Source organism: Rhodopseudomonas sp. BR0M22, assembly GCF_010907035.1.
Classification (GTDB): Bacteria; Pseudomonadota; Alphaproteobacteria; order Rhizobiales; family Xanthobacteraceae; genus Rhodopseudomonas.
Window position 1 is genome coordinate 1 of sequence record NZ_QUMK01000074.1, and the last position, 19,346, is coordinate 19,346.

General features: G+C 65.0%; 20 protein-coding genes. 11 read left to right on the plus strand and 9 right to left on the minus strand.

Annotation, left to right across the window (positions count from 1 at the left end):
- Window positions 1-77 precede the first annotated feature (77 nt).
- The 3 genes from DY468_RS20495 to DY468_RS20505 all read right to left on the minus strand — a co-directional run bounded on the left by DY468_RS20495 (window position 78) and on the right by DY468_RS20505 (window position 3,008).
- Entirely contained in the window at window positions 78-992 is a 915-nt protein-coding gene (locus tag DY468_RS20495; protein WP_164606835.1) for an ABC transporter permease, read from the minus strand.
- The gene (locus DY468_RS20500; RefSeq protein ID WP_164606837.1) at window positions 989-2,134 is read right to left on the minus strand and encodes an ABC transporter ATP-binding protein; all 1,146 of its coding nucleotides are present in this window, start codon (window positions 2,132-2,134) and stop codon (window positions 989-991) included. Before DY468_RS20500 ends, DY468_RS20495 begins: the two co-directional genes overlap by 4 nt.
- Window positions 2,135-2,234: 100 nt before the next feature.
- Window positions 2,235-3,008 (minus strand): TrmB family transcriptional regulator, encoded by a 774-nt coding sequence (locus DY468_RS20505; RefSeq protein WP_230764893.1) that lies wholly within the window; start codon window positions 3,006-3,008, stop codon window positions 2,235-2,237.
- A gap of 262 nt (window positions 3,009-3,270) precedes the next feature.
- On the opposite strand from DY468_RS20505, the gene DY468_RS20510 reads away from it, so the two are divergent.
- The 5 genes from DY468_RS20510 (at window position 3,271) to DY468_RS20530 (ending at window position 7,718) form a co-directional block, all read left to right on the plus strand.
- Complete coding sequence (locus DY468_RS20510; protein WP_164606841.1) at window positions 3,271-4,104, plus strand: ABC transporter permease; 834 nt, start codon at window positions 3,271-3,273, stop codon at window positions 4,102-4,104.
- An 11-nt stretch (window positions 4,105-4,115) separates the two neighbouring features.
- Window positions 4,116-4,961, plus strand: a complete 846-nt coding sequence (locus tag DY468_RS20515; RefSeq protein ID WP_164606843.1) for an ABC transporter ATP-binding protein — start codon at window positions 4,116-4,118, stop codon at window positions 4,959-4,961.
- 3 nt (window positions 4,962-4,964) lie between these two features.
- Window positions 4,965-6,020 carry an ABC transporter substrate-binding protein gene (locus DY468_RS20520; protein WP_164606844.1) on the plus strand — a complete coding sequence of 352 codons (1,056 nt, stop codon included), beginning with the start codon at window positions 4,965-4,967 and terminating at the stop codon, window positions 6,018-6,020.
- A gap of 109 nt (window positions 6,021-6,129) precedes the next feature.
- On the plus strand, window positions 6,130-6,753 hold the full coding sequence (locus DY468_RS20525; protein WP_246701065.1) for a flavin reductase family protein: 624 nt from the start codon (window positions 6,130-6,132) through the stop codon (window positions 6,751-6,753).
- A gap of 11 nt (window positions 6,754-6,764) precedes the next feature.
- On the plus strand, window positions 6,765-7,718 hold the full coding sequence (locus DY468_RS20530) for a carbon-nitrogen hydrolase family protein (RefSeq protein ID WP_164606849.1): 954 nt from the start codon (window positions 6,765-6,767) through the stop codon (window positions 7,716-7,718).
- A gap of 40 nt (window positions 7,719-7,758) precedes the next feature.
- Here the strand turns inward: DY468_RS20530 and DY468_RS20535 are convergent, their stop codons facing one another.
- Window positions 7,759-10,437, minus strand: coding sequence for a sensor domain-containing protein (locus DY468_RS20535; RefSeq protein WP_164606851.1), 2,679 nt, complete (start codon window positions 10,435-10,437; stop codon window positions 7,759-7,761).
- Window positions 10,438-10,606: 169 nt separating this feature from the next.
- On the opposite strand from DY468_RS20535, the gene DY468_RS20540 reads away from it, so the two are divergent.
- On the plus strand, window positions 10,607-11,710 hold the full coding sequence (locus DY468_RS20540; RefSeq protein WP_164606853.1) for an NAD(P)/FAD-dependent oxidoreductase: 1,104 nt from the start codon (window positions 10,607-10,609) through the stop codon (window positions 11,708-11,710).
- 167 nt (window positions 11,711-11,877) lie between these two features.
- Here the strand turns inward: DY468_RS20540 and DY468_RS20545 are convergent, their stop codons facing one another.
- Window positions 11,878-12,060, minus strand: coding sequence for a YdcH family protein (locus DY468_RS20545; protein WP_164606885.1), 183 nt, complete (start codon window positions 12,058-12,060; stop codon window positions 11,878-11,880).
- Window positions 12,061-12,415: 355 nt separating this feature from the next.
- On the opposite strand from DY468_RS20545, the gene DY468_RS20550 reads away from it, so the two are divergent.
- Window positions 12,416-12,622 (plus strand): YdcH family protein, encoded by a 207-nt coding sequence (locus DY468_RS20550; RefSeq protein ID WP_164606855.1) that lies wholly within the window; start codon window positions 12,416-12,418, stop codon window positions 12,620-12,622.
- Here the strand turns inward: DY468_RS20550 and DY468_RS20555 are convergent.
- On the minus strand, window positions 12,612-13,340 hold the full coding sequence (locus DY468_RS20555; protein WP_164606857.1) for a GGDEF domain-containing protein: 729 nt from the start codon (window positions 13,338-13,340) through the stop codon (window positions 12,612-12,614). The genes DY468_RS20550 and DY468_RS20555 overlap by 11 nt on opposite strands.
- A 152-nt stretch (window positions 13,341-13,492) precedes the next feature.
- Between DY468_RS20555 and purE the strand changes: the two genes are divergently transcribed.
- From purE to rpsU, 3 genes are all read left to right on the plus strand, one after another.
- Window positions 13,493-13,981: a 5-(carboxyamino)imidazole ribonucleotide mutase gene (gene purE / locus DY468_RS20560; RefSeq protein ID WP_164606859.1), complete on the plus strand. Its 489-nt coding sequence runs from the start codon at window positions 13,493-13,495 to the stop codon at window positions 13,979-13,981.
- Window positions 13,978-15,078: a 5-(carboxyamino)imidazole ribonucleotide synthase gene (locus tag DY468_RS20565; RefSeq protein ID WP_164606861.1), complete on the plus strand. Its 1,101-nt coding sequence runs from the start codon at window positions 13,978-13,980 to the stop codon at window positions 15,076-15,078. The genes purE and DY468_RS20565 overlap by 4 nt, the downstream gene beginning before the upstream one ends.
- Before the next feature lie 156 nt (window positions 15,079-15,234).
- On the plus strand, window positions 15,235-15,498 hold the full coding sequence (gene rpsU, locus DY468_RS20570; protein WP_011159711.1) for a 30S ribosomal protein S21: 264 nt from the start codon (window positions 15,235-15,237) through the stop codon (window positions 15,496-15,498).
- A gap of 384 nt (window positions 15,499-15,882) precedes the next feature.
- Here rpsU and DY468_RS20575 read toward each other — a convergent pair whose 3' ends face one another.
- Both DY468_RS20575 and DY468_RS20580 read right to left on the minus strand, forming a co-directional pair.
- Entirely contained in the window at window positions 15,883-16,737 is an 855-nt protein-coding gene (locus tag DY468_RS20575) for a hypothetical protein (protein ID WP_164606863.1), read from the minus strand.
- A 149-nt stretch (window positions 16,738-16,886) separates the two neighbouring features.
- Window positions 16,887-17,174: a cupin domain-containing protein gene (locus DY468_RS20580; RefSeq protein ID WP_110784929.1), complete on the minus strand. Its 288-nt coding sequence runs from the start codon at window positions 17,172-17,174 to the stop codon at window positions 16,887-16,889.
- Between the two features lie 205 nt (window positions 17,175-17,379).
- On the opposite strand from DY468_RS20580, the gene DY468_RS20585 reads away from it, so the two are divergent.
- Window positions 17,380-17,754 carry a VOC family protein gene (locus DY468_RS20585; protein WP_164606865.1) on the plus strand — a complete coding sequence of 125 codons (375 nt, stop codon included), beginning with the start codon at window positions 17,380-17,382 and terminating at the stop codon, window positions 17,752-17,754.
- A gap of 183 nt (window positions 17,755-17,937) precedes the next feature.
- Here the strand turns inward: DY468_RS20585 and DY468_RS20590 are convergent, their stop codons facing one another.
- Window positions 17,938-19,341 (minus strand): NAD(P)(+) transhydrogenase (Re/Si-specific) subunit beta, encoded by a 1,404-nt coding sequence (locus DY468_RS20590; protein WP_164606867.1) that lies wholly within the window; start codon window positions 19,339-19,341, stop codon window positions 17,938-17,940.
- Window positions 19,342-19,346: the final 5 nt, after the last annotated feature.

Consider the following 19,346-nt stretch of genomic DNA (forward strand, 5'->3'; position numbering starts at 1 on the left):
CCCCCACCCCGACCCTCCCCCGCAAGGGGGGAGGGAGAAGGCAACGCTCGCGGAGAGGTCGGTTATCACCAACACCATCACGACTTCCCCTCGAGCTGGCGTCGCTGTGCCCGCTCGTAGATCAGGAGCGGCAGCAGCAGCACGCCGAGCAGCAGCACCGCGAGCGCCGAGGCGACCGGCCAGTCGCGGTTGGTGAAGAACTCAAGCCACAGCGTCTGGCCGATCATCGGCGACCGCGATCCGGCAAGCAGGTCCGGGATCACGAACTCGCCGACGATCGGGATGAAGCACAGCAGCACACCGGCGCCGATGCCGGGCAGCGACAGCGGGAACGTCACCAGCCAGAACGCGCGGCCCGGCGAGGCGCCGAGATCGGCGGCGGCTTCCGACAGCGAATGCGGCAGCTTCGCAAGCGTCGCATACAGCGGCAGCACCATGAACGGCAGATACGAATAGACGATGCCGACATACATCGCGGTGTCGGTCGACAGCCACACCACCGGCTTCGACACGATGTGCAGCGCCAGCAATAGCTGATTGAGCAGGCCGTCGTGCTGCAGGATGTTGATCCAGGCGTAGATCCGGATCAGGAACGAGGTCCAGAACGGCACGATCACCAGCATCATCGCCAGCGGCTGCCAGCGGCGCGGCAGCCGCGCCATCGCATAGGCGATCGGATAGCCGATTCCGAGCAGGATCGCGGTCGAGACCGCGGCAACCGTCAGGCTGCGCAGATAGGACACCACGTAGAGGTGGTCGCCGAGGATCAGCTTGAAATTGTCGATCGACAGCGCGTCGAAAGCCGCGCGCAGCGCCGTCCAGCCGGCGGCGAGATCGAACACCGGCGTATAAGGCGGCTGCGCGATCGCGGTCTGAGACAGGCTGATCTTCACCACGAAGCCGAACGGCACCAGGAAGAACAGCAGCATCCAGACATAAGGCGCGACGGCTGCGAGGCGCGCCGGCTTGGTGAAAATCCGGCGGCCGCTCATCGGGTCAGCACCACGCAATCGTCGGGCGAGAACCACGCCACCACATGCTGACCGGCGTGATACGCATCGACGTCGAGCCGGGTGGTGTTGGCCACCGCGGCAAGCAGCGTCGCGCCGCGATCCAGCCGCACCTTGTAGCTAGTCATGCCGCCCGCATAGCCGATATCGGTGATGGTGCCGTCGAGTCGGTTGATCGCGTCGGCATGGCCGGCGTCGGCCGCGGGACCGCGCAGCGACAGCCTGATCTTCTCGGGGCGGATCGCCACGCAGATCGTCTCGTTCCCGGCGGCCTCGCGCGGCTCGGTCGCGACCACGTCTCCGGCCCCGCCGGTCGCGATGGTGATGCGGCCGTGCTCACGCCCAGCCATGCTGCCTTCCAGCATGTTGACGTCGCCGACGAACTCCGCAACCCAGCGCGACTCCGGCGCCTCGTAAAGCCGTCGCGGCGCCGCGACCTGATCGAGCTTGCCGGCGCGCATCACGCCGATCCGGTCGGCCACCGTCATTGCCTCCTGCTGATCGTGGGTGACGATCACGAAGGTCATTCCGAGCCGCTTCTGCAGCGCCATCAGTTCGAGTTGAGTGCTTTCGCGCAGCTTCTTGTCCAGCGCCGCCATCGGCTCGTCGAGCAACAGCAGCTTCGGCCGCAGCGCCAGTGCCCGCGCCAGCGCGACCCGCTGCTGCTGGCCGCCGGAAAGCTGATCCGGCTTGCGCTTGCCCAGCCCTTCGAGCCTGACCAGCGCCAGCATCTCGGCGACCCGCGCCTTGATTTCCTTGCGCGGCAGCCGGGCCCGCTTCAGCCCGAACGCGATGTTGGCCGCGACGGAGAGATGCGGAAACAACGCATAGTTCTGGAACATCATGTTGACGGGGCGCTCGTGCGGCAGCACCGCCGCGATATCCACGCCGTTCAGCAGGATGCGCCCGGCATCCGGCGTCTCGAAACCCGCCAGCATCCGCAGCAGCGTCGTCTTGCCGCAACCGCTGGGGCCCAGCAGCGCGAAGAACTCACCGGCGTTGATGTCCAGTGACAGCCGGTCGACGGCGACGAACCCGCCGAACCGTTTCTCCACGGCCTCGATACGCAACAGCGGCTCACCGGCAACCTCGGCCGGCGCGGAATATCCAGCGTGCTCCGTCATTTTCTCAGCGTCTCTACAGCTCCAAGCCGGTTCGATCAGAACCGCAAGCTGTAGCGGCCTATCGCACGCTACTCAACCATCGCGAACGCCGGCACCTCGCTCATCCGTCGCCGTCCGGCGTCGGAATCGCCGCCTCGGTGTCCGGCGTACTGAGACTCCACATCGCGTCGAACATCGAGGCCTGGAACGCGGCGAATTCGGCGCTGTCGATGATCAGCCCGTAGCTCTCGCGCGCCGATGAGATCAGGCACACTTTGTTGCCGTAAATGAAGCAGGTCATCCCCAGGGTGTGCTCGTGCGGCGCGTAGCGCAGCTCGCGGCACAGCTCCTGGCTGGATGGCCAGATCGGCGCGATATCGCGCTCGACCGAACGGATCACCCGCAGCCAAATGCCGCGGCGGGCACGCTCCTGCAGATAGTGCTCCATTTCTTCCAGCCCTGGCTCGGCCATCAATTCGCGCATCGACAGCGTGGCGCGCAGCACCTTGTCGCCGCCGGACAGCGTGTCCCACAGCGTCGTTCGGATGCCCTCGGGGCCCGGATGAAAGCGCACGTTCGGCTGGCCGCTCTCGTGATGGTACATCGAGCGCAGCACCGGCATCACGTCGTCCAGCATCTGCCGACGCGCCTCCAGCCGCTCCATCAGGATACCGGGATCCTGCGCGACGACGAACCGCCGCTTGCCATGGTCGACGAACCGGATCAGCCCCTCGGCCTCCAGCTTGGCGAGCGCATCGTGCGCCGTGGTGCGCGGCAGGCCAGCCTTCGCCGCAACCGCCGTCACCGATGCGCCGCCGAGCCCGACCGCGGTCAAATACAGCTTGTACAGCGTCCCGCTGATGCCGATCCGGGCCAGTTTTTCTTCAATATCCAACGTCGTCCCCCACCGCCGAAGCGCGCCGACCATGTCCGATCTCGGCCTCAACGTCTATTGTCGGATTTTTCCGACGATTTCTGACCGGAATTGACTGCAATGCACAATGCGCCGGCAAATGGCGCCGAGCTAAGCGGATAATTTGGGGTTTTTCTCGATTTATATTCCGACGGACCGCCGATTCCGGATTGACGGATTTGCCCGACATATTTCAAAGTTAGGCGTCACGCGAGCACAGAGCGCGACCAAAGGAGGATTGCAGATGGAAGCGGAAGCCGATGCGGGCCGCCTACCGGTCGAAACCATGAGGCCGCGGTTCACGATGATTCAGAACGCCTTTGCGGGGCGCCCGATGCGGGCCGCCGTCGGCCTGACCGCGTTCTTCGCGATCTGGCAGGCCGTCACTCAACTCAATCTGGTCGACGGCTTTCTGCTGCCGTCACCGGTCGCGATTGCCGAAGCCCTCTGGCAGCTCGCCCTCGACGGCTCGCTGTGGGTGCATCTCGGCGCCAGCCTGCAGCGCGTTGCAGTCGGCTTTCTGTTCGCCTGCGTGGTCGGGCTGGCGCTCGGCCTGATCTGTGGCTGGTGGCGGACTGTATCGGACTACGTGCGGCCGGTGATCGAGGCGCTGCGGCCGATCCCGCCGCTGGCCTGGATCCCGATCACCATCCTGTGGTTCGGGCTCGGCGACGCCGCCTCCTACTTCCTGGTCTTCCTCGGCGCGGTGTTTCCGGTGTTCATCGCCACCTATACGGCGATCCGCGGCCTCGACCGCAACCAGATGAACGCGGCGCTCTGCCTCGGCGCCAAGCCCTGGCAGCTGTTCACCGACGTGCTGATCCCCGCCTCGCTGCCGATCATCCTGCCGGGCCTGCGTATCGCGCTCGGCGTCGGCTGGATGTGCGTGGTCACCGCCGAACTGATCGCCGCCCAGACCGGTCTCGGCTACCTGATCCAGCAGTCGCGCATGCTGTTCCAGATCAACAACGTCGTCGCCGGCATGGTGACGATCGGCCTGATCGGCTTCGCGATGTCCGCCATCCTTGAACGTATCGAGCGGCGCGTGAACGCGTGGGCTCCTTCCGAGCGCAGCTGAGGGCCCGCACCATGAACGCACAATTCGCACCCGCCACTTTCGCCGCCGCCGAGCCTGCGGCACCGCAGGCCTCGACCGCTGAGGTTCAGATCGACATCCGCAACGTCGGCAAGGTCTACGACTCCAAAGCCACCCATCAGGCCGTGGTCGCGCTCGACGGCGTATCGCTGCGGATCAAGAAAGGCGAGTTCATCTCGCTGCTCGGCCCGTCCGGCTGCGGGAAGTCGACACTGCTCAGCATCATCGCCGGTTTCCAGTCCGCCTCCAGCGGCCAGATCCTGCAGAACGGCCGGCCGATCTCAAAGCCGGACGCTTCCCGCACCGTGGTGTTTCAGGACTACGCGCTGTTCGGCTGGATGACGGTGCAGCAGAACGTCGAGTTCGGCCTCAAGGCCAAGGGGCTACCGAAGGCGGAGCGCGCCGACATCGCGCGGTCGCTGATCAAGACGGTCCATCTCGCCGGCTTCGAGGACAAGTATCCACACCAGATGTCCGGCGGCATGAAGCAGCGCGCCGCGATCGCGCGGGCGCTGGCGCCGGATCCCGACATCCTGTTGATGGACGAGCCGTTCGGCGCGCTCGACGCGCAGACCCGCGTGCTGCTGCAGGAAGAAATCGCCCGCATCTCCACCGAGGCCGGCAAGACGGTGATCTTCGTCACTCACGGCATCGACGAAGCGGTGTTCCTCGCCGACCGCGTGGTGGTGATGAGCCCGCGGCCCGGCCGCGTGCGCGACGAAGTGCTGGTGCCGCTGCCACGGCCGCGCACTGCCGAAATGCGATCCGATCCATGGTTCGTCTCCACGGTCAAAGACCTCTGGGAGACGCTGAAGCCTGAATGGCAAAAGGGGGACTAAGCCGTGACAACCAATCTATCGCGCCGTCGCTTCGGTCAGCTCGCCGCCGGCCTTGCCGCCACCATGCCGTTTGCGGCGCCCTCGATCCTGCGCGCTCAGGAAGGCGACGTCGTCAAGATGGGCTGGTTCAACACCACCACGGTGTCGGCCCAGATCGCCCATGTGCTGATGCGCACCGATATCGCCACGCGCAACGGCCTGAAGATGGAGATGATCCAGCTGGCCGCCTCGCCGGCGATCACCGAAGCGCTGGTCTCCGGCGCGGCCGACATCGGCACGCTGTCCGACTTCGCCGCGGTGACCACGATGGCGATCGGCGCGCCGGTCACCACCGTGTCGTCGCAGGCGATCTTCCGCTCTGCGGTACTCACGACCAAGAAGTCCGGCATCACCGATCTCGCCGGCCTCAAGGGCAAGCAGATCTACGGCACGTTCGGTATCACCGCGTTCCAGAACGCACAGGAAGCGGTGTCGAAGGCGGGGCTGACGCCGGGCAAGGACGTCACCTTCGTCAATGTCGGCCCGGCCGAGCTCGCCGACGCGGTCGGTGCTCAGCGGATCGACGCATTCTTCACCTACGATCCGTTCGTGTCGTTCTTCGAAAATGCGGGCTTCGCTCAGGTGGTGTCGCAGAACGTCACCCCGGTGATCGTACTCGCCGCCAACAACCGCTTCTTCAAGGATCGCCCCGCGGTACTGAAGCGGATGCTGAAAGCCAATTCCGAAGCGCTGTTCTTCGCCAGCCAGAACCACGATCTGGTGAACGGCTGGTTCCGCACACTGGAGCCGGCCAAGAACATCCCGGTCGAAGTCTTGGAGAAGGCGTCGAGCTACGATCCGGCCTGGGGCGCCAAGTCGTTCACCGACGTCAAGGCGGCGCTGACGCCCGCGCAGATCGCCAAGATGGACACGCTTGCCAAATGGGGCGTGGAGAACAAGCTGCTGCCGCGGGTGCCCGACGTCAGCAAGTTCGTCGACACCACGATCGCCAGCGCGGTGGACAAGGAAGCCGCATCGCAGGGCTTCGACCCGAAGAGCGTGAAGATAATCCGCGCCTGAACGAATAGCGCCATCATGGCCGGCCTTGTGCCGGCCATGATGAAAGCCGCGAGTGAGATAGTTGCACGACTTGGTATCACAACCGCAGCGCCACTTCGACTTCGCCAAAATGTCCGGCGCGGATCGCTATCGGCTGATGGCCTCGACCATCATGCCGCGCCCGATCGCCTGGGTCGTCACCTGCGCGCCCGACGGCTGTGTCAATGCCGCACCCTACTCGTTCTTCAACATGTTCGGCTCCGACCGACCCGTCGTCGCACTCGGCATTCTGGCCCGGCCGGATGCGCCGAAGGATACGGCCACGAACATCCGTGCCACCGGCGAATTCGTCGTCAATCTGGTCCCGTTCAGCCTCGTGGAGGTGATGAACACAACCTGCGTCGAAGCTCCGCCGGAGATTGACGAGCTCGATCTGGCCGGGCTCCAAACGCTGCCGAGCGTCGCGATCCGCCCGCCACGCATCGCCGCCTCACCGGTCGCTTTCGAATGCCGCTGCACGCATTGGCTCGACACCGGGCCCGGCCAAGTGATGGTGGTCGGCGAAGTGCTGCATGCACACTATGCCCATCACGTCTTGACCGGCGATCCGGAGCGACCGCGCGTCGATCACGCCGCGCTCGATCTCGTCGGCCGGATGCACGGCGCCTCCGCCTACACCCGCACCCGCGATCTTTTCGATCTCGATCGTCCGCTCTGGCAGGACGCAGAGATCCACACCAACTCCGCACCATAAGGACACATCAGATGGCCAAGTTGAAAGTCGCAGCAATTCAGGCGACGACCGTTCCGTTCGACGCAGCAGCAGCGACTGCGCGCACCGTAGCGCTGCTCGGCGAAGCCGCAGCCAAGGGCGTGCAACTTGCGGTATTTCCGGAAGCCTTCATCGGCGGCTATCCGAAGGGCCTCGATTTCGGCTGCGCAATCGGACGGCGCACCCCGGAAGGCCGCGAGGATTTCGCCCGCTATGTGCGTGGCTCGATCAGCATTCCGGGCCCGGAGGTCGAGCAGCTCATCACCGCCTGCGCCGAGCACGACATCCACGCAGTCGTTGGCATAATCGAACGCGACGGCGGCACGCTGTACTGCACGGCGCTGTATCTGGCCCCTGGCCGCCTGCTCGGCATCCACCGCAAGCTGATGCCGACCGGTTCGGAGCGGCTGGTGTGGGGCTTCGGCGACGCGTCGACGCTGACCGTGGTCGACACGCCCTACGGCAAGCTGGGCGGCGCGATCTGCTGGGAGCACTACATGCCGCTGATGCGCGCCGCCTACTACGCCAAGGGCGTGCAGCTATGGGCCGCGCCGACCGCCGACGATCGCGAGACCTGGGTTGCCACCATGCGCCACATTGCGATGGAAGGCCGCTGCTTCGTGATCGGTGCCTGTCAGGTGATGCGGCGTTCGGACTTTCCTGCCGACTACGCCAGCCGGATCGAAGCCGGCGCGGACGAATGGATGATGCACGGCCGCTCCGTCATCGTCGGCCCGCTCGGCGAAATCCTCGCCGGCCCGCTGCTCGACGAGGAAGGCATCCTGACCGCGGACATCGATACCGATGACATTCTCGGTGCGACTCTCGACTTCGACGCGGTGGGGCACTATTCGCGGCCGGACCTGTTCACGCTGCACGTCGATGAGCGACCGCAAACGCCGGTGGCGTTCGGCGGAAAGCCGGTCGCAAGCGGCACCGGCTCCTGAGCGTCCACGAAACAGCCGCAGCGCATCCCGCGGCACGCGATCAGCCTGCTTCGCGTGCCCCCGCTGCGGTGCCGGCTCGGTCGGGGTTCGTCCCGACCAGCCAGCCATATTGTTCGATCGGCGCCGGCCTTCCGATCAGATATCCCTGCACGGCGTCGCACGATTCATCGACCAGGAAGTCGAGCTGCTCCTGAGTCTCGACGCCTTCGGCCACCAACGTGACACCGAGGCCGTGGCCGAGCCCGATCACGGCCCTGACGATCGCCGCCGATTGCGGATTGCGGCCGAGGTTCATGATGAAGGCGCGATCGATCTTGATCTTGTCGAACGGGAACGCTTGCAGATAGGTCAGCGAAGAATAGCCGCTGCCGAAATCGTCCATTGAAACCCGGACGCCCAGCGCCTTCAGGCGGCGCAGCAGCGACAGGCCGCGATCGAAGTCATCGATCAGTACGCCTTCGGTGATTTCCAGTTCCAGCCGCCCGGGATCGAGCCCGGTTTGCAGCAGGACCTCTTTGACGAATCCGACAAGATCGGTGTTCAGGAATTGAGCCGGCGACAGGTTGACTGCAACCTGCAGGGGCTGCGTCCAGCAGGCGGCCTGCCGGCAGGTCTCGCGTAGAATCCATTCACCCAGCTCGACGATCAGTCCGCTTTCTTCAGCGAGTGGAATGAACTCGCTCGGCGGTACGAAACCGCGGGTCGGATGACGCCAACGCGCGAGCGCCTCGAAGCCGACGATGTCGTTGTTGCCGACCTGCTTGGTGCTCGAAGCCTGCGGTTGGTAGTACAGCGAAATCTCACCGTTGCGGATCGCGTTCGACAGATCCTGATGCAGCACCCGCCGGTCGCGGATCTGCATGTCCATCTCTGGCTCGAACACCGAGACCGACCCGCGCGCCTTCGCTTTGGCTCGGAACAGCGCCGCGCCGGCATTGGCGAGCAGCGCTGTCGCGTCGGTGCCGTTGGCAGGAAACAGCGCGATACCGGTGGTCACACCGATCCGCACAGTCTTGCCGTCGATGACGAAACCGGGCGCCAGCGCTTTGGCAACCAAACCCGCCAAATCGCACGCCGCAGCCGGCTGCGGGCCATCGATGATCAAACCGAACTCGTCACCGGACAGCCGCGCCACCACACCGCCGCGCGCAGCCCATTCGATCCGACGCGCCACCTCGATCAGCAGCTTGTCGCCGATCGCGTGGCCGAAAACGTCGTTGATCTCCTTCAGGCCGTCGAGGTCGACGGAGAGCACGGCGAACTCGTCGACGGCATCGTCGCACGCCTCGATCATCTGAGTCAGCGACTTCAGGAAGGCGTCGCGGTTCGGCAGATCGGTGAGGCCGTCATGATAGGCCATGTGGGCCATCCGCGCCTCGGTCTGGCGACGGTCGGTGACATCGACATGGGTCTTGATCAGGTAGTGCGCCTGATCGGCCTCGTCGGTGACGGTCATCCTCCGCGTGACGAACAGGCGCAAGCCACCGGCGGTCGAGATCGGATGCTCCTCCACCACCAGGCCGCCTTTGCGGATCGCCAACTCGTCGCGCTCGGCAATCAGCCGCGCTTCCTTGGTGTTGAAGATCTCGCCGGACGTCAGACCAATCGCGTCTTCGCGGCGGCGGTTGAAGATGATCTCGGCGCCGCGGTTAGCGAGCACGTAGCGGCCATCGGCGGTACTCTGCACCGTCAAGGCGACCGGAATGTTGTCGATCACCAGCTCAAGGAAGCGCTTGGTCTTCTCCAGCTCGAGCGATAGTTCACGGCGGTTGGTGATATCCTCGAACAGCGCGATCAGGAATTCGGGCTCGCCGCGCTCATTGCGGGCGACGACGCGGTTGCTGGCCAGAACCCGCTCGCTTCGGCCCATCTCGACGGTCAACTCGGATTTATAGGCGCCGGTGCTCGATTCCAGCGCATTGCGGTCCGCTTCCCGAATGTTCGTCGCGGACTGCGGCGAATACAGATCGTCTGCCGATGCGCCGATGATCCGCTCGCGGCTCAGCCCCGAGATCGTTTCGAAGGCGCGATTGGCGAGGATGTAGCGACCATAGTCGATGTTCTTGGCGGCGACGCAGACTGGAATGTTGTCGATCACCGACTCCAGGAACTGCTTGGTGGTCGCCAGCTCCTTCGACACCCGGCGCAGCTCGCTGCAGTCGTCGTGGGTTGCGATCGTGCCGCCGTTGGCGAGCTTCGAGAATTTGACCTGGATGCAACGGCCGTCCTGGAGCTCGTGGACGCAGCCCTGTGGCAGGCCGGCGCTGCGGTAGAATTCGTCGTCGGTCAGATCGAACATGCCGCGGGCACGGCGCAGCGCCAGCAATTCCTGCCCCGGCAGGCCGCGCGGCACCTCGGCACGGGTCAGACCATACATCTCGAGATAGCGGTCGTTGCAGAACACGACTCGGCCCGAGGCGTCGACAATCACCACGCCCTGCTGCAGCTTGTTGAGGACCGAATCGACCAGCATGTTCTTTCGACGCTGGGCGCGGCGCTGCTTGCGCAACATCGATGCCGCCCACAATGCGACCGCGCAAGTGAACGACGCCACCGTCAATCCGCCGATCAGCAACTCCCACATGAGGTCAGGTTCGACGCCGCCGATATAGCTGGCGGGCGCGAAGCTCTGCGATGCGATCGCTGCCGACAGAGGAAGACCGGTCGTCACTACAGCCAATGCTGCTCCGCTGCCCGCCTTCCCTATCCACGCCTTCATACAACACCCAGAAATTGCAGCCGAACTCTGGTGCACGACACCTTTGGAACATGTAAACAACGCAAGTTAGACGGATTGGTATCGTGGCAATTTTCGTCAATTGACCGGAGATGGTTAACCCGATCATAAACGCCGTCTAAGGAATGACTCGCAACAAGAGCGCGTATCGATGGAAGAAGTTGAGTGTGTCGTGGTCGGCGCGGGTGTGGTCGGCTTGGCGATCGCGCGGAAGCTGGCGCAGCAAGGCCGCGAAGTGGTCGTCGTGGAGCAGGCCGAGGCGATCGGAACCGGCACTTCGTCGCGCAACAGCGAAGTGATCCATGCCGGAATTTACTATCGCGCCGGCAGCCTGATGGCCCGGCTCTGCGTCGCAGGCCGGCGCGCGCTGTACGCCTACTGCGCTGACCACGGCATTCCGCATCGGCAATGCGGAAAGCTGATTGTCGCCACGACCGCGGCCGAGGCCGACAGACTGGAGTCGATCCGAGCCCATGCCGCCGCAAACGGCGTCGACGATCTCCGCGCGATCGACGGCACCGAAGCGCGGCGGTTGGAGCCGGCGCTCGCCTGCGTGGCGGCACTCGTGTCGCCGTCGACGGGTATTGTCGATAGCCACGCTTATATGCTCGCACTACGCGGCGATGCGGAAGCGGCCGGGGCAGTCTTCGCATTTCACGCGCCACTGCTGTCGGCACGCGGCGAAGAAGAGAAGCTGGCGCTCGAGATCGGTGGCGAAACGCCGATGACGCTCGGCTGCCGGTTGTTGATCAACGCTGCAGGCCTCGGGGCGCCTGCGGTCGCACGCGCCATCGCGCCGATGCCGCCTGAGATGGTGCCGACGGCCTATCTCGCCAAGGGCAATTACTTCACCTGCAGCGCGCGGGCTCCGTTCTCTCACTTGATCTATCCGGTGCCGGAGCCCGGCGGACTCGGCGTGCATCTGACGTTGGATCTGGGCGGTCAGGCCAAGTTCGGCCCCGACGTCGAGTGGATCGATGAGCTCGACTACGTGGTCGACCCGGCGCGCGCAGCACGGTTCTATCCGGCGATCCGCAAATATTGGCCGGGGCTGCCGGACGGAGCGCTATCGCCGGGCTACTCCGGCATCCGCCCGAAGATCGTCCCTCCTTCCGTCGCGGTTCAGGACTTCGTCGTGCAAAGCCCGCGCGAGCACGGAGTGCCGGGATTGATTAATCTGTTTGGGATCGAGTCACCGGGACTGACGGCGTCGCTGGCAATTGCCGATCACGTCGCCGAGCTCGTGGCGGTGTGATCGGCACCAATCACCGATATCAGGGCTGATCAAGGCTCCTCTGGCACCGCCCGGAAGGCACTTCGGCGTCAGAGGTCAAGAAGTCCTGCGGCCGTTACACTCGCGTCGTCTCAGTTAGAACGCAGAGCGACGCGAGGGGTAGCTATGCTGCAGTGCAGTGAAAAACGTCAGTGCAGGCTGGGAGCGGTCTGCTTCAGTTTCGCGATCTGATCCCGAACCATCAGCTTGCGGCGCTTCAGGTCGGCGATACGAGCATCGTCCGTGGAAGGATGGGCGAGAGCGTCGTGCAATTCGGTCTCCAGAACCTTGTGCTTGCGTTCCAGTTCGACGAGATGCGCTTGAATTGCCATACGAAACCTCCTCATTTGGTGAGACTGAGTTTCCATCCGGACGAAGAAGTCTACATCTCTGGTGGCGTCTGTCGATAGGTCTTGAAATATCCGCGTCATAATTTCGCGGTCCATGAAACGAATCGCCGACGACACGATGGGGCCCCGCACAACACCGAGGCCCTTGCGGCGCGCGGCGGCACGCAAGGGCGGCACCGCGTTGGTGGATTATTCACCTGACGAAGGTCGTAAGCGGATCAGTGCAAGGTCGCGCCGCTTGCTCGCAACGCCGCAAAAGCGATAATGACGCCGAACTGATCGATCATCCTCCGCAACCGGCCCGCTGTTCGCGAGTTGGTTCAAGCCGACACTGAACATGACCGATGAAGACGAGGGCGACCTCGGTGCCGAGCTGGCAAGGCTGCAACAAGAGCATCGCGATCTCGACGCCGCGATCGACGCCCTGCATCATTCGCCGGCGCCCGATCTGTTGCGCCTGCAGCGACTGAAGAAGCGGAAGCTGGCGCTGCGCGATCGCATCGCCTTCATCGAAGATCAAATCACGCCCGATATCATCGCTTGATTGGCGCACCTGATGCGGCGCGACGTTCGGCCTTGCGCGCATACATCGCGCGATCCGCACAGGCGAACGCCGCGGCAACGTCCATGTCCGGCGTCAGCATTGTGAAGCCTGCGGAAATCCCGACTTCGATCGCCTGATCCCCGTAGCGAATCGCAAGCGAGTCGACCGCCTCTTCCAATCCAAGAGCCTTGGCCAGCGCATCGCTCTCGCCGAGATTCCACAGCAGCAGCGCGAACTCGTCACCGCCGAGCCGCCCGATCAGATCGGAGGCGCGGACATGACGCAGCAGCGCTTCGGTCACCGCCTTGAGCACGACGTCGCCGGCGGCATGGCCGAGCGTGTCGTTGACCGGTTTCAACCGGTCGACGTCGAGCATGATCAAAGCGCCGGTGGCGCCATAGCGCTTGATGTAGGCAAGCGCGCGGCCGAGTTCGCGTTCGAAGCCGCGGCGGTTGGCAATGCCGAGCAGGAAGTCGGTTTCGGCGGAAGCGCGCAGCACGTCGATCTCCGCCAGCGCGGCGGCGAGCTGAGCCTTCAGCCGGCGGATCTTGAGCTGCGGATCGGCCGGCAACCGTCCACCGGCAACCCGCGCCCGCGGCATCGCCGGCGCCGGGCGCGGCCCGGCAGGCGGCAGTTTTCGCTTCTTGGCGGCAGGCTTCGGGGTCCCGCGGTCGACGGATCGGCGGGAGGACTGGGGGCGGATGGGCTTCTTTTTCATGAGAATCAGCCGGAGAACCGCCACAACACTTGCCGCTCTTCACCAAGAAAGGATAGTGCATTCCCGGCGCCTTGGCCGGACCGGCCAACGTCCCTATAATTCCCACCTATGTTTCTGGATTCACGACAGAATCGCTCGAAAGAATCGTTTGAATGACAGTTCCCGTCGCGATCATCATGGGCAGTCAGTCGGACTGGGAAACGATGCGGCATGCCGCCGACACCCTGACCGCTCTCGGCATCGCCCATGACGCCCAGATCGTTTCCGCGCATCGTACCCCCGACCGCCTGTACGCGTTTGCCAAAGGCGCGAAAGCAGCCGGCTACCGCATTGTCATTGCCGGCGCCGGCGGTGCTGCGCATCTGCCGGGGATGACCGCGGCGCTGACGGAGCTGCCGGTGTTCGGTGTGCCGGTGGAATCCAAGACGATGTCGGGCTTGGATTCGCTGTACTCGATCGTGCAGATGCCGGCTGGCATCCCCGTCGGCACACTGGCGATCGGCAAGGCCGGCGCGATCAACGCCGCCCTCCTCGCCGCGAGCGTGCTGGCGCTGACCGATTCCGATCTGGCGACACGGTTGGCGGCATGGCGCCAGGCGCAGACCAATTCGGTCGCAGCCCGGCCGGAGGGCACGGCGTGAGCGGCCCCCATCGTGAGCCGCTGAAGCCCGGCGACACCATCGGCATCCTCGGCGGCGGCCAGCTCGGCCGGATGCTGGCGCTCGCCGCGGCCAGGCTCGGCCTGAAGTGCCAGGTGTTCTCGCCGGGCCCGGATTCGCCGGCATTCGACGTGGTGCAGAACGCCACCTGCGCCGAATATGCCGACGTCGAGGCGCTGGAACTGTTCGCCTCCGAGGTCGACGTCATCACTTACGAGTTCGAGAACGTGCCGGCCTCCGCCGCGCTGGTGCTGGCCGCCCGAAAGCCGGTTCTGCCGAGCCACACCATTCTGGAGACCACCCAGGACCGGCTGGCGGAGAAAGACTTCGTCACCAAGCTCGGCATCGGCACCGCCGCCTACGCCGACATCACCTCGCCGCAGACCCTGCGCGACGCGGTCGCCCGGCTCGGGCTTCCGGCGGTGCTGAAAACTCGGCGGTTCGGCTACGACGGCAAGGGCCAAGTGATGCTGCGCCCCGGCGACGATCCGGAGGCGGCCTGGGCCAGCCTCGAGACCCGCGCCGCGATTCTCGAAGCCTTCGTGCCGTTCGAGCGAGAAGTTTCGGTGATCGCGGCCCGCGGCGCCAACGGCCAAGTGGTGAGCTACGACGTCACCGAGAACGAGCACCGCGACCACATTCTGAAGGTCTCGAAGGCGCCGGCCTCGATCCCTGATGCAGTGGCCGACGAGGCTCGCCGGATCGCCAAGACGATCGCCGATGCGCTCGGCTATGTCGGCGTGCTCGGGGTCGAGATGTTCGTGGTGCCGGGTGCCGATGGCCCGAAGGTGCTGGTCAACGAGATTGCCCCACGCGTGCACAATTCCGGCCATTGGACGCTGGACGGCGCCTCGGTGTCGCAGTTCGAACAGCACATCCGGGCGATTGCAGGATGGCCGCTGGCCGAGCCGGTGCGCCACGGTGTGGTCTCCATGACCAACCTGATCGGCGACGACGTCCACGACTACGCCCGCTGGCTGTCGGTTCCGGGCGCGACCGTGCACCTGTACGGCAAGCGACACGCCCTCCCCGGTCGCAAGATGGGTCATGTCACCGTGGTCGAGCCGAGGAAGAGCTGAAACACCAGACCAACGGTGGAAAACTTAATTGTAGTGTCTGGTGGACATTGGCGGCCTGATCTGTTACATGGGCGCCCTCTAGGTGGAGGGCCTGGCCGTCGTCGGCCCCGCCTAATCCGAAACATTCCGATCTGATTACCCTGAAGAGGATGCCGCGTGCAGGTTCTCGTTCGCGATAACAACGTCGATCAAGCCCTCAAGGCGCTGAAGAAGAAGATGCAGCGCGAGGGGATTTTCCGCGAGATGAAGCTGCGCGGACATTACGAGAAGCCGTCCGAGAAGAAGGCTCGCGAGAAGGCGGAAGCCGTTCGCCGCGCGCGTAAGCTCGCCCGCAAGAAGCTGCAGCGTGAAGGCCTGCTGCCGAGCAAGCCGAAGCCGGCTTTCGGCGCGGATCGCCGTCCGAGCGCTGCGGCGCGCTGATCGCGCCTCCGGGACGAGCAAACCACTGAGTTTGAAGAACGCGGGCTCCGAGCCCGCGTTTTCTGTTGCGGTACTGCCTTGTTGAGCCGATCCGGCGTTTCGCCGGCTGCGTCACGCTGAAACCAAGCCCGGGTCGGACCGGGCACGCAAATGTCAGCCTGTCTGCTAGCGCGGTTCTGTTTTTGATAGAATCGAGACCGTGCTTCGGAGTGCTCACAACAGGCACAACCTCATGGTGAGGAGGCGCGTAGCGCCGTCTCGAACCATGTGACGCAGGGAATGCGTTGCCTCATCCTTCGAGACGCCCGGCTTCGCCAGGCTCCTCAGGTTGAGGACTCAGTGCCTTCGGAAAGGTCGGATCGTTCAATCAAACGGTGAAACGCTCTAGCGCGGCAGCACCGAATGCAGGACCGATTTGGCGGTGAACAGCACATCCTCCGCGACCGTGGGCTTGCGGGCAGCATTGCCGGCACCGGATGCATCCGCGCGCGCCGCCGGAATGTCGGCTGGCGGCGTCGGAGGCTGCTGGTCACCGTCACTCGGTCCGGTCGACTCGGCCGGACGATTGCTCGCCGGCACCGACACGGTCGCCGCCGGAGGATTGGCATAGGGCGCAACCGGGATCGCGGCCGGCGCGACGTTCACGGCCGGCGGCAGCACCGGAGCCACAACCCGTGCGGTTTCCTGGAAACGGGGCGTCTCCTGCGCGCGCAACGGCTCGGGCAGTTTCGGCGGCTCAGGCGCACGGCTGGCGGTCTCGCGGGGCCGGGAGATCGCCTCGGCGCGCAGCCGTTCGACGGCAGCCCGCAGCACCTCGTTGGGGTCGCGCGCAGCTTCGTTCCGCTCTTCCTGCGCCTTGACCGATTCCGGGGTCGCAGAGGCTGTGTTCGTCGATGACTTGGTCGAGGACGTAGCCCTGTCGTGCGGCTGATGCCGCCCAACCGGGCGCTCGGCCGCCGTCTTCTCGGTGGAGATCTTCTCGGCGCCCGGTTGGACCTTGAGCGGCGCGCTCTTGGTGGGTTCGCTCTTGGCGGGCTCCGGAACCATCACGGCTGCAACAGGCTCGGCCGGCTTGACGGCCGCCTTGGCGGCGTCGAGCTGCTGGGCCGCGGCCGGAGCAGCCGGCGGCGTGTCGGGTCTGGCGACGATGTACTGATTGACGACGTAGGCGCCGATCACAGTCGCGACCACCGACGGCAGAATCTGCCCGAGCAGTTTTTCGGTGATGAATTTCAGCATGGCCGGCCTCTTCCCCGCAAAGGGTGATGCTGGAAGTTTGAGGCTGATTGAGGGATCAACTGCGACCGATCGGTGGCACCAGAACGAAGCGTTCCGAACGCCACCGGACAGGTCACCGGCGAAGCTGGAGCCTGTGGCTTAACGAGAGGTTAAGCCTTCAATTCAATCTCGAGAAACACGATCTCGGCTGTGGATTCGTTGCGAACGTCGTGTTCGACCCCGGCCTTGCGGGCATACGACCGGCCGGCTTTGATCTGGGCCAGCGAACGGGAGCCGTCCGGCGCCACGATGGTCATCTCGCCATCGGCCATCGGCACCACGACATAGTCCATGCCGTGGGTGTGGTGTCCGGTCGCCGCCCCCGGCGGCAGCCGCCACTCGGTCACCCGCACTTCGGCGTTGTCGATCTGAACTTCGGATTTTGCCGCAACCGTCATGTCGTTCCTTCTCCGGGGCGAGGACACTGCCAACCGAGAAACGGATACCACCAATCGCCCGCCCCGACATCCGGCGATCAGACGCCTTGGCCATGCGTACAATCAGCGCGGAGATGTTCCGGCGGTATCGCCAGACTGCCGGCGAACGGTATAGTCGGCGGGCACCCTCAGGGTGAAAATCACCAAGGAGCACACGGGAAACGCCATGTTTTCACACATCATGATCGGCACCAACAATCTCGAAGCGGCGAAGGACTTCTACGACAAGCTGCTCGGCACCCTCGGCGTGCCGCCGGCGATGGTCGATCGTCATCGCATCTTCTACCGCACCAAGACCGGCACCTTCGCGGTCAGCAAGCCGATCAATGGCGAACCGGCGACTGCCGCCAATGGCGGCACGATCGGCTTCGTGGCGAAGTCCCAGGAAGAGGCCGACGCCTGGCACGCGACCGGCGTCGCCAACGGCGGCACTACGTGCGAAGACCCGCCCGGCATCCGCGCGATGGGCGACATGAAGATGTACCTCGCCTATTTGCGCGACCCGGACGGCAACAAGCTCTGCGTCATGCACCGGATGTGAGGCTTACACCAACCTCCGTCATGCCCGGCCCTGTGCCGGGCATCCACGTTTTCGGCGTTCGACGCGCAGCAAGACGTGGATGGCCGGGACGAGCCCGGCCATGACGTGGATAGTGGGTCTGGACCCAAACAAAAACGCCCGGCCTCGCGGCCGGGCGTTTCGTTTTGGGCAATACGTCGGCGGTTAGTGCGCCATCGCCTTGACGATGTTCTCGGTCATCTTCTTGGCGTCGCCGAGCAGCATCATGGTGTTGTCGCGATAGAACAGCGGGTTGTCGATGCCGGCGTAGCCGGAGGCGAGCGACCGCTTGATGAACATCACGGTGCCGGCCTTCCAGACCTGCAGCACCGGCATGCCGTAGATCGGCGAGGTCTTGTCCTCTTCGGCCGCCGGGTTGGTGACGTCGTTGGCGCCGATCACGAACGCCACGTCGGCCTGCGCGAACTCCGAGTTGATGTCCTCGAGCTCGAACACCTCGTCGTAAGGCACGTTGGCTTCGGCCAGCAGCACGTTCATGTGGCCCGGCATACGGCCGGCGACCGGATGAATCGCGTACTTCACCTCGACGCCTTCCTTCTTCAGCGTGTCGGCCATTTCGCGCAGCGCGTGCTGAGCCTGCGCCACCGCCATGCCGTAGCCCGGCACGATGATGACCTTCGAGGCGTTCTTCATGATGAAGGCCGCGTCGTCGGCCGAGCCGAGCTTGGCCGGGCGCTGTTCGCCGCCGCCACCGCCGGCCGCAGCGGTCTCGCCGCCGAAGCCGCCGAGGATGACGGAGATGAACGAGCGGTTCATGCCCTTACACATGATGTAGGACAGGATCGCACCCGAGGAGCCGACCAGCGCGCCGGTGATGATCAGCGCCGAGTTGCCGAGCGTGAAGCCGATGCCGGCCGCGGCCCACCCCGAATAGGAGTTGAGCATCGAGATCACCACCGGCATGTCGGCGCCGCCGATCGGGATGATGATCAGGATGCCGAGCAGCAGCGCCACCGCGGTGATGACCCAGAACGCCACTTCGCTCTGCGTGATCACCATATAGACGATCGCCGCGAACATGATGACGCCGAGCGCGATGTTCACCGCATGGCGGGCCGGCAGGATGATCGGCGCGCCGCTCATGCGCCCCGACAGCTTCATGAAGGCGATCACCGAGCCGGTGAAGGTCAGCGCGCCGATGGCGACGCCGAGCGACATTTCAACCAGGCTCTGGCCGTGGATGTTGCCCCGCTCGCCGATGTCGAACGCACCCGGCGCATAGAACGCACCGGCGGCGACCAGCACCGCGGCCATACCGACCAGCGAGTGGAAGGCGGCGACCAGCTCGGGCATCGAGGTCATCGGCACCTTCTTGGCGATCACCGCGCCGATGGCGCCGCCGATCGCGATGCCGGCGATCACTAGCACCCAGCCGAGCAGATCGGCCGGCGGATGACCGGCGAGCGTGGTGGCAATGGCGATCGCCATGCCGCTCATGCCCATCAGGTTGCCCTGGCGGCTGGTGGCCGGAGACGACAGGCCGCGCAGCGCCAGAATGAACAGGACGCCTGCGACCAGATACAGAAATGCGGAAAGATTGGCGCTCATCGACG

Coding starts and splice junctions, on each gene's coding strand:
- DY468_RS20555 (WP_164606857.1), bottom strand. CDS start 13,340: ATGAAAAAGAAGCCCATCCGCCCCCAGTCCTCCCGCCGATCCGTCGAC.
- DY468_RS20585 (WP_164606865.1), top strand. CDS start 17,380: ATGTTTTCACACATCATGATCGGCACCAACAATCTCGAAGCGGCGAAG.
- DY468_RS20540 (WP_164606853.1), top strand. CDS start 10,607: ATGGAAGAAGTTGAGTGTGTCGTGGTCGGCGCGGGTGTGGTCGGCTTG.
- DY468_RS20545 (WP_164606885.1), bottom strand. CDS start 12,060: ATGGCAATTCAAGCGCATCTCGTCGAACTGGAACGCAAGCACAAGGTT.
- DY468_RS20510 (WP_164606841.1), top strand. CDS start 3,271: ATGGAAGCGGAAGCCGATGCGGGCCGCCTACCGGTCGAAACCATGAGG.
- DY468_RS20525 (WP_246701065.1), top strand. CDS start 6,130: ATGTCCGGCGCGGATCGCTATCGGCTGATGGCCTCGACCATCATGCCG.
- DY468_RS20575 (WP_164606863.1), bottom strand. CDS start 16,737: ATGCTGAAATTCATCACCGAAAAACTGCTCGGGCAGATTCTGCCGTCG.
- DY468_RS20550 (WP_164606855.1), top strand. CDS start 12,416: ATGACCGATGAAGACGAGGGCGACCTCGGTGCCGAGCTGGCAAGGCTG.
- purE (WP_164606859.1), top strand. CDS start 13,493: ATGACAGTTCCCGTCGCGATCATCATGGGCAGTCAGTCGGACTGGGAA.
- DY468_RS20530 (WP_164606849.1), top strand. CDS start 6,765: ATGGCCAAGTTGAAAGTCGCAGCAATTCAGGCGACGACCGTTCCGTTC.
- DY468_RS20535 (WP_164606851.1), bottom strand. CDS start 10,437: ATGAAGGCGTGGATAGGGAAGGCGGGCAGCGGAGCAGCATTGGCTGTA.
- DY468_RS20590 (WP_164606867.1), bottom strand. CDS start 19,341: ATGAGCGCCAATCTTTCCGCATTTCTGTATCTGGTCGCAGGCGTCCTG.
- DY468_RS20580 (WP_110784929.1), bottom strand. CDS start 17,174: ATGACGGTTGCGGCAAAATCCGAAGTTCAGATCGACAACGCCGAAGTG.
- DY468_RS20495 (WP_164606835.1), bottom strand. CDS start 992: ATGAGCGGCCGCCGGATTTTCACCAAGCCGGCGCGCCTCGCAGCCGTC.
- DY468_RS20500 (WP_164606837.1), bottom strand. CDS start 2,134: ATGACGGAGCACGCTGGATATTCCGCGCCGGCCGAGGTTGCCGGTGAG.
- DY468_RS20515 (WP_164606843.1), top strand. CDS start 4,116: ATGAACGCACAATTCGCACCCGCCACTTTCGCCGCCGCCGAGCCTGCG.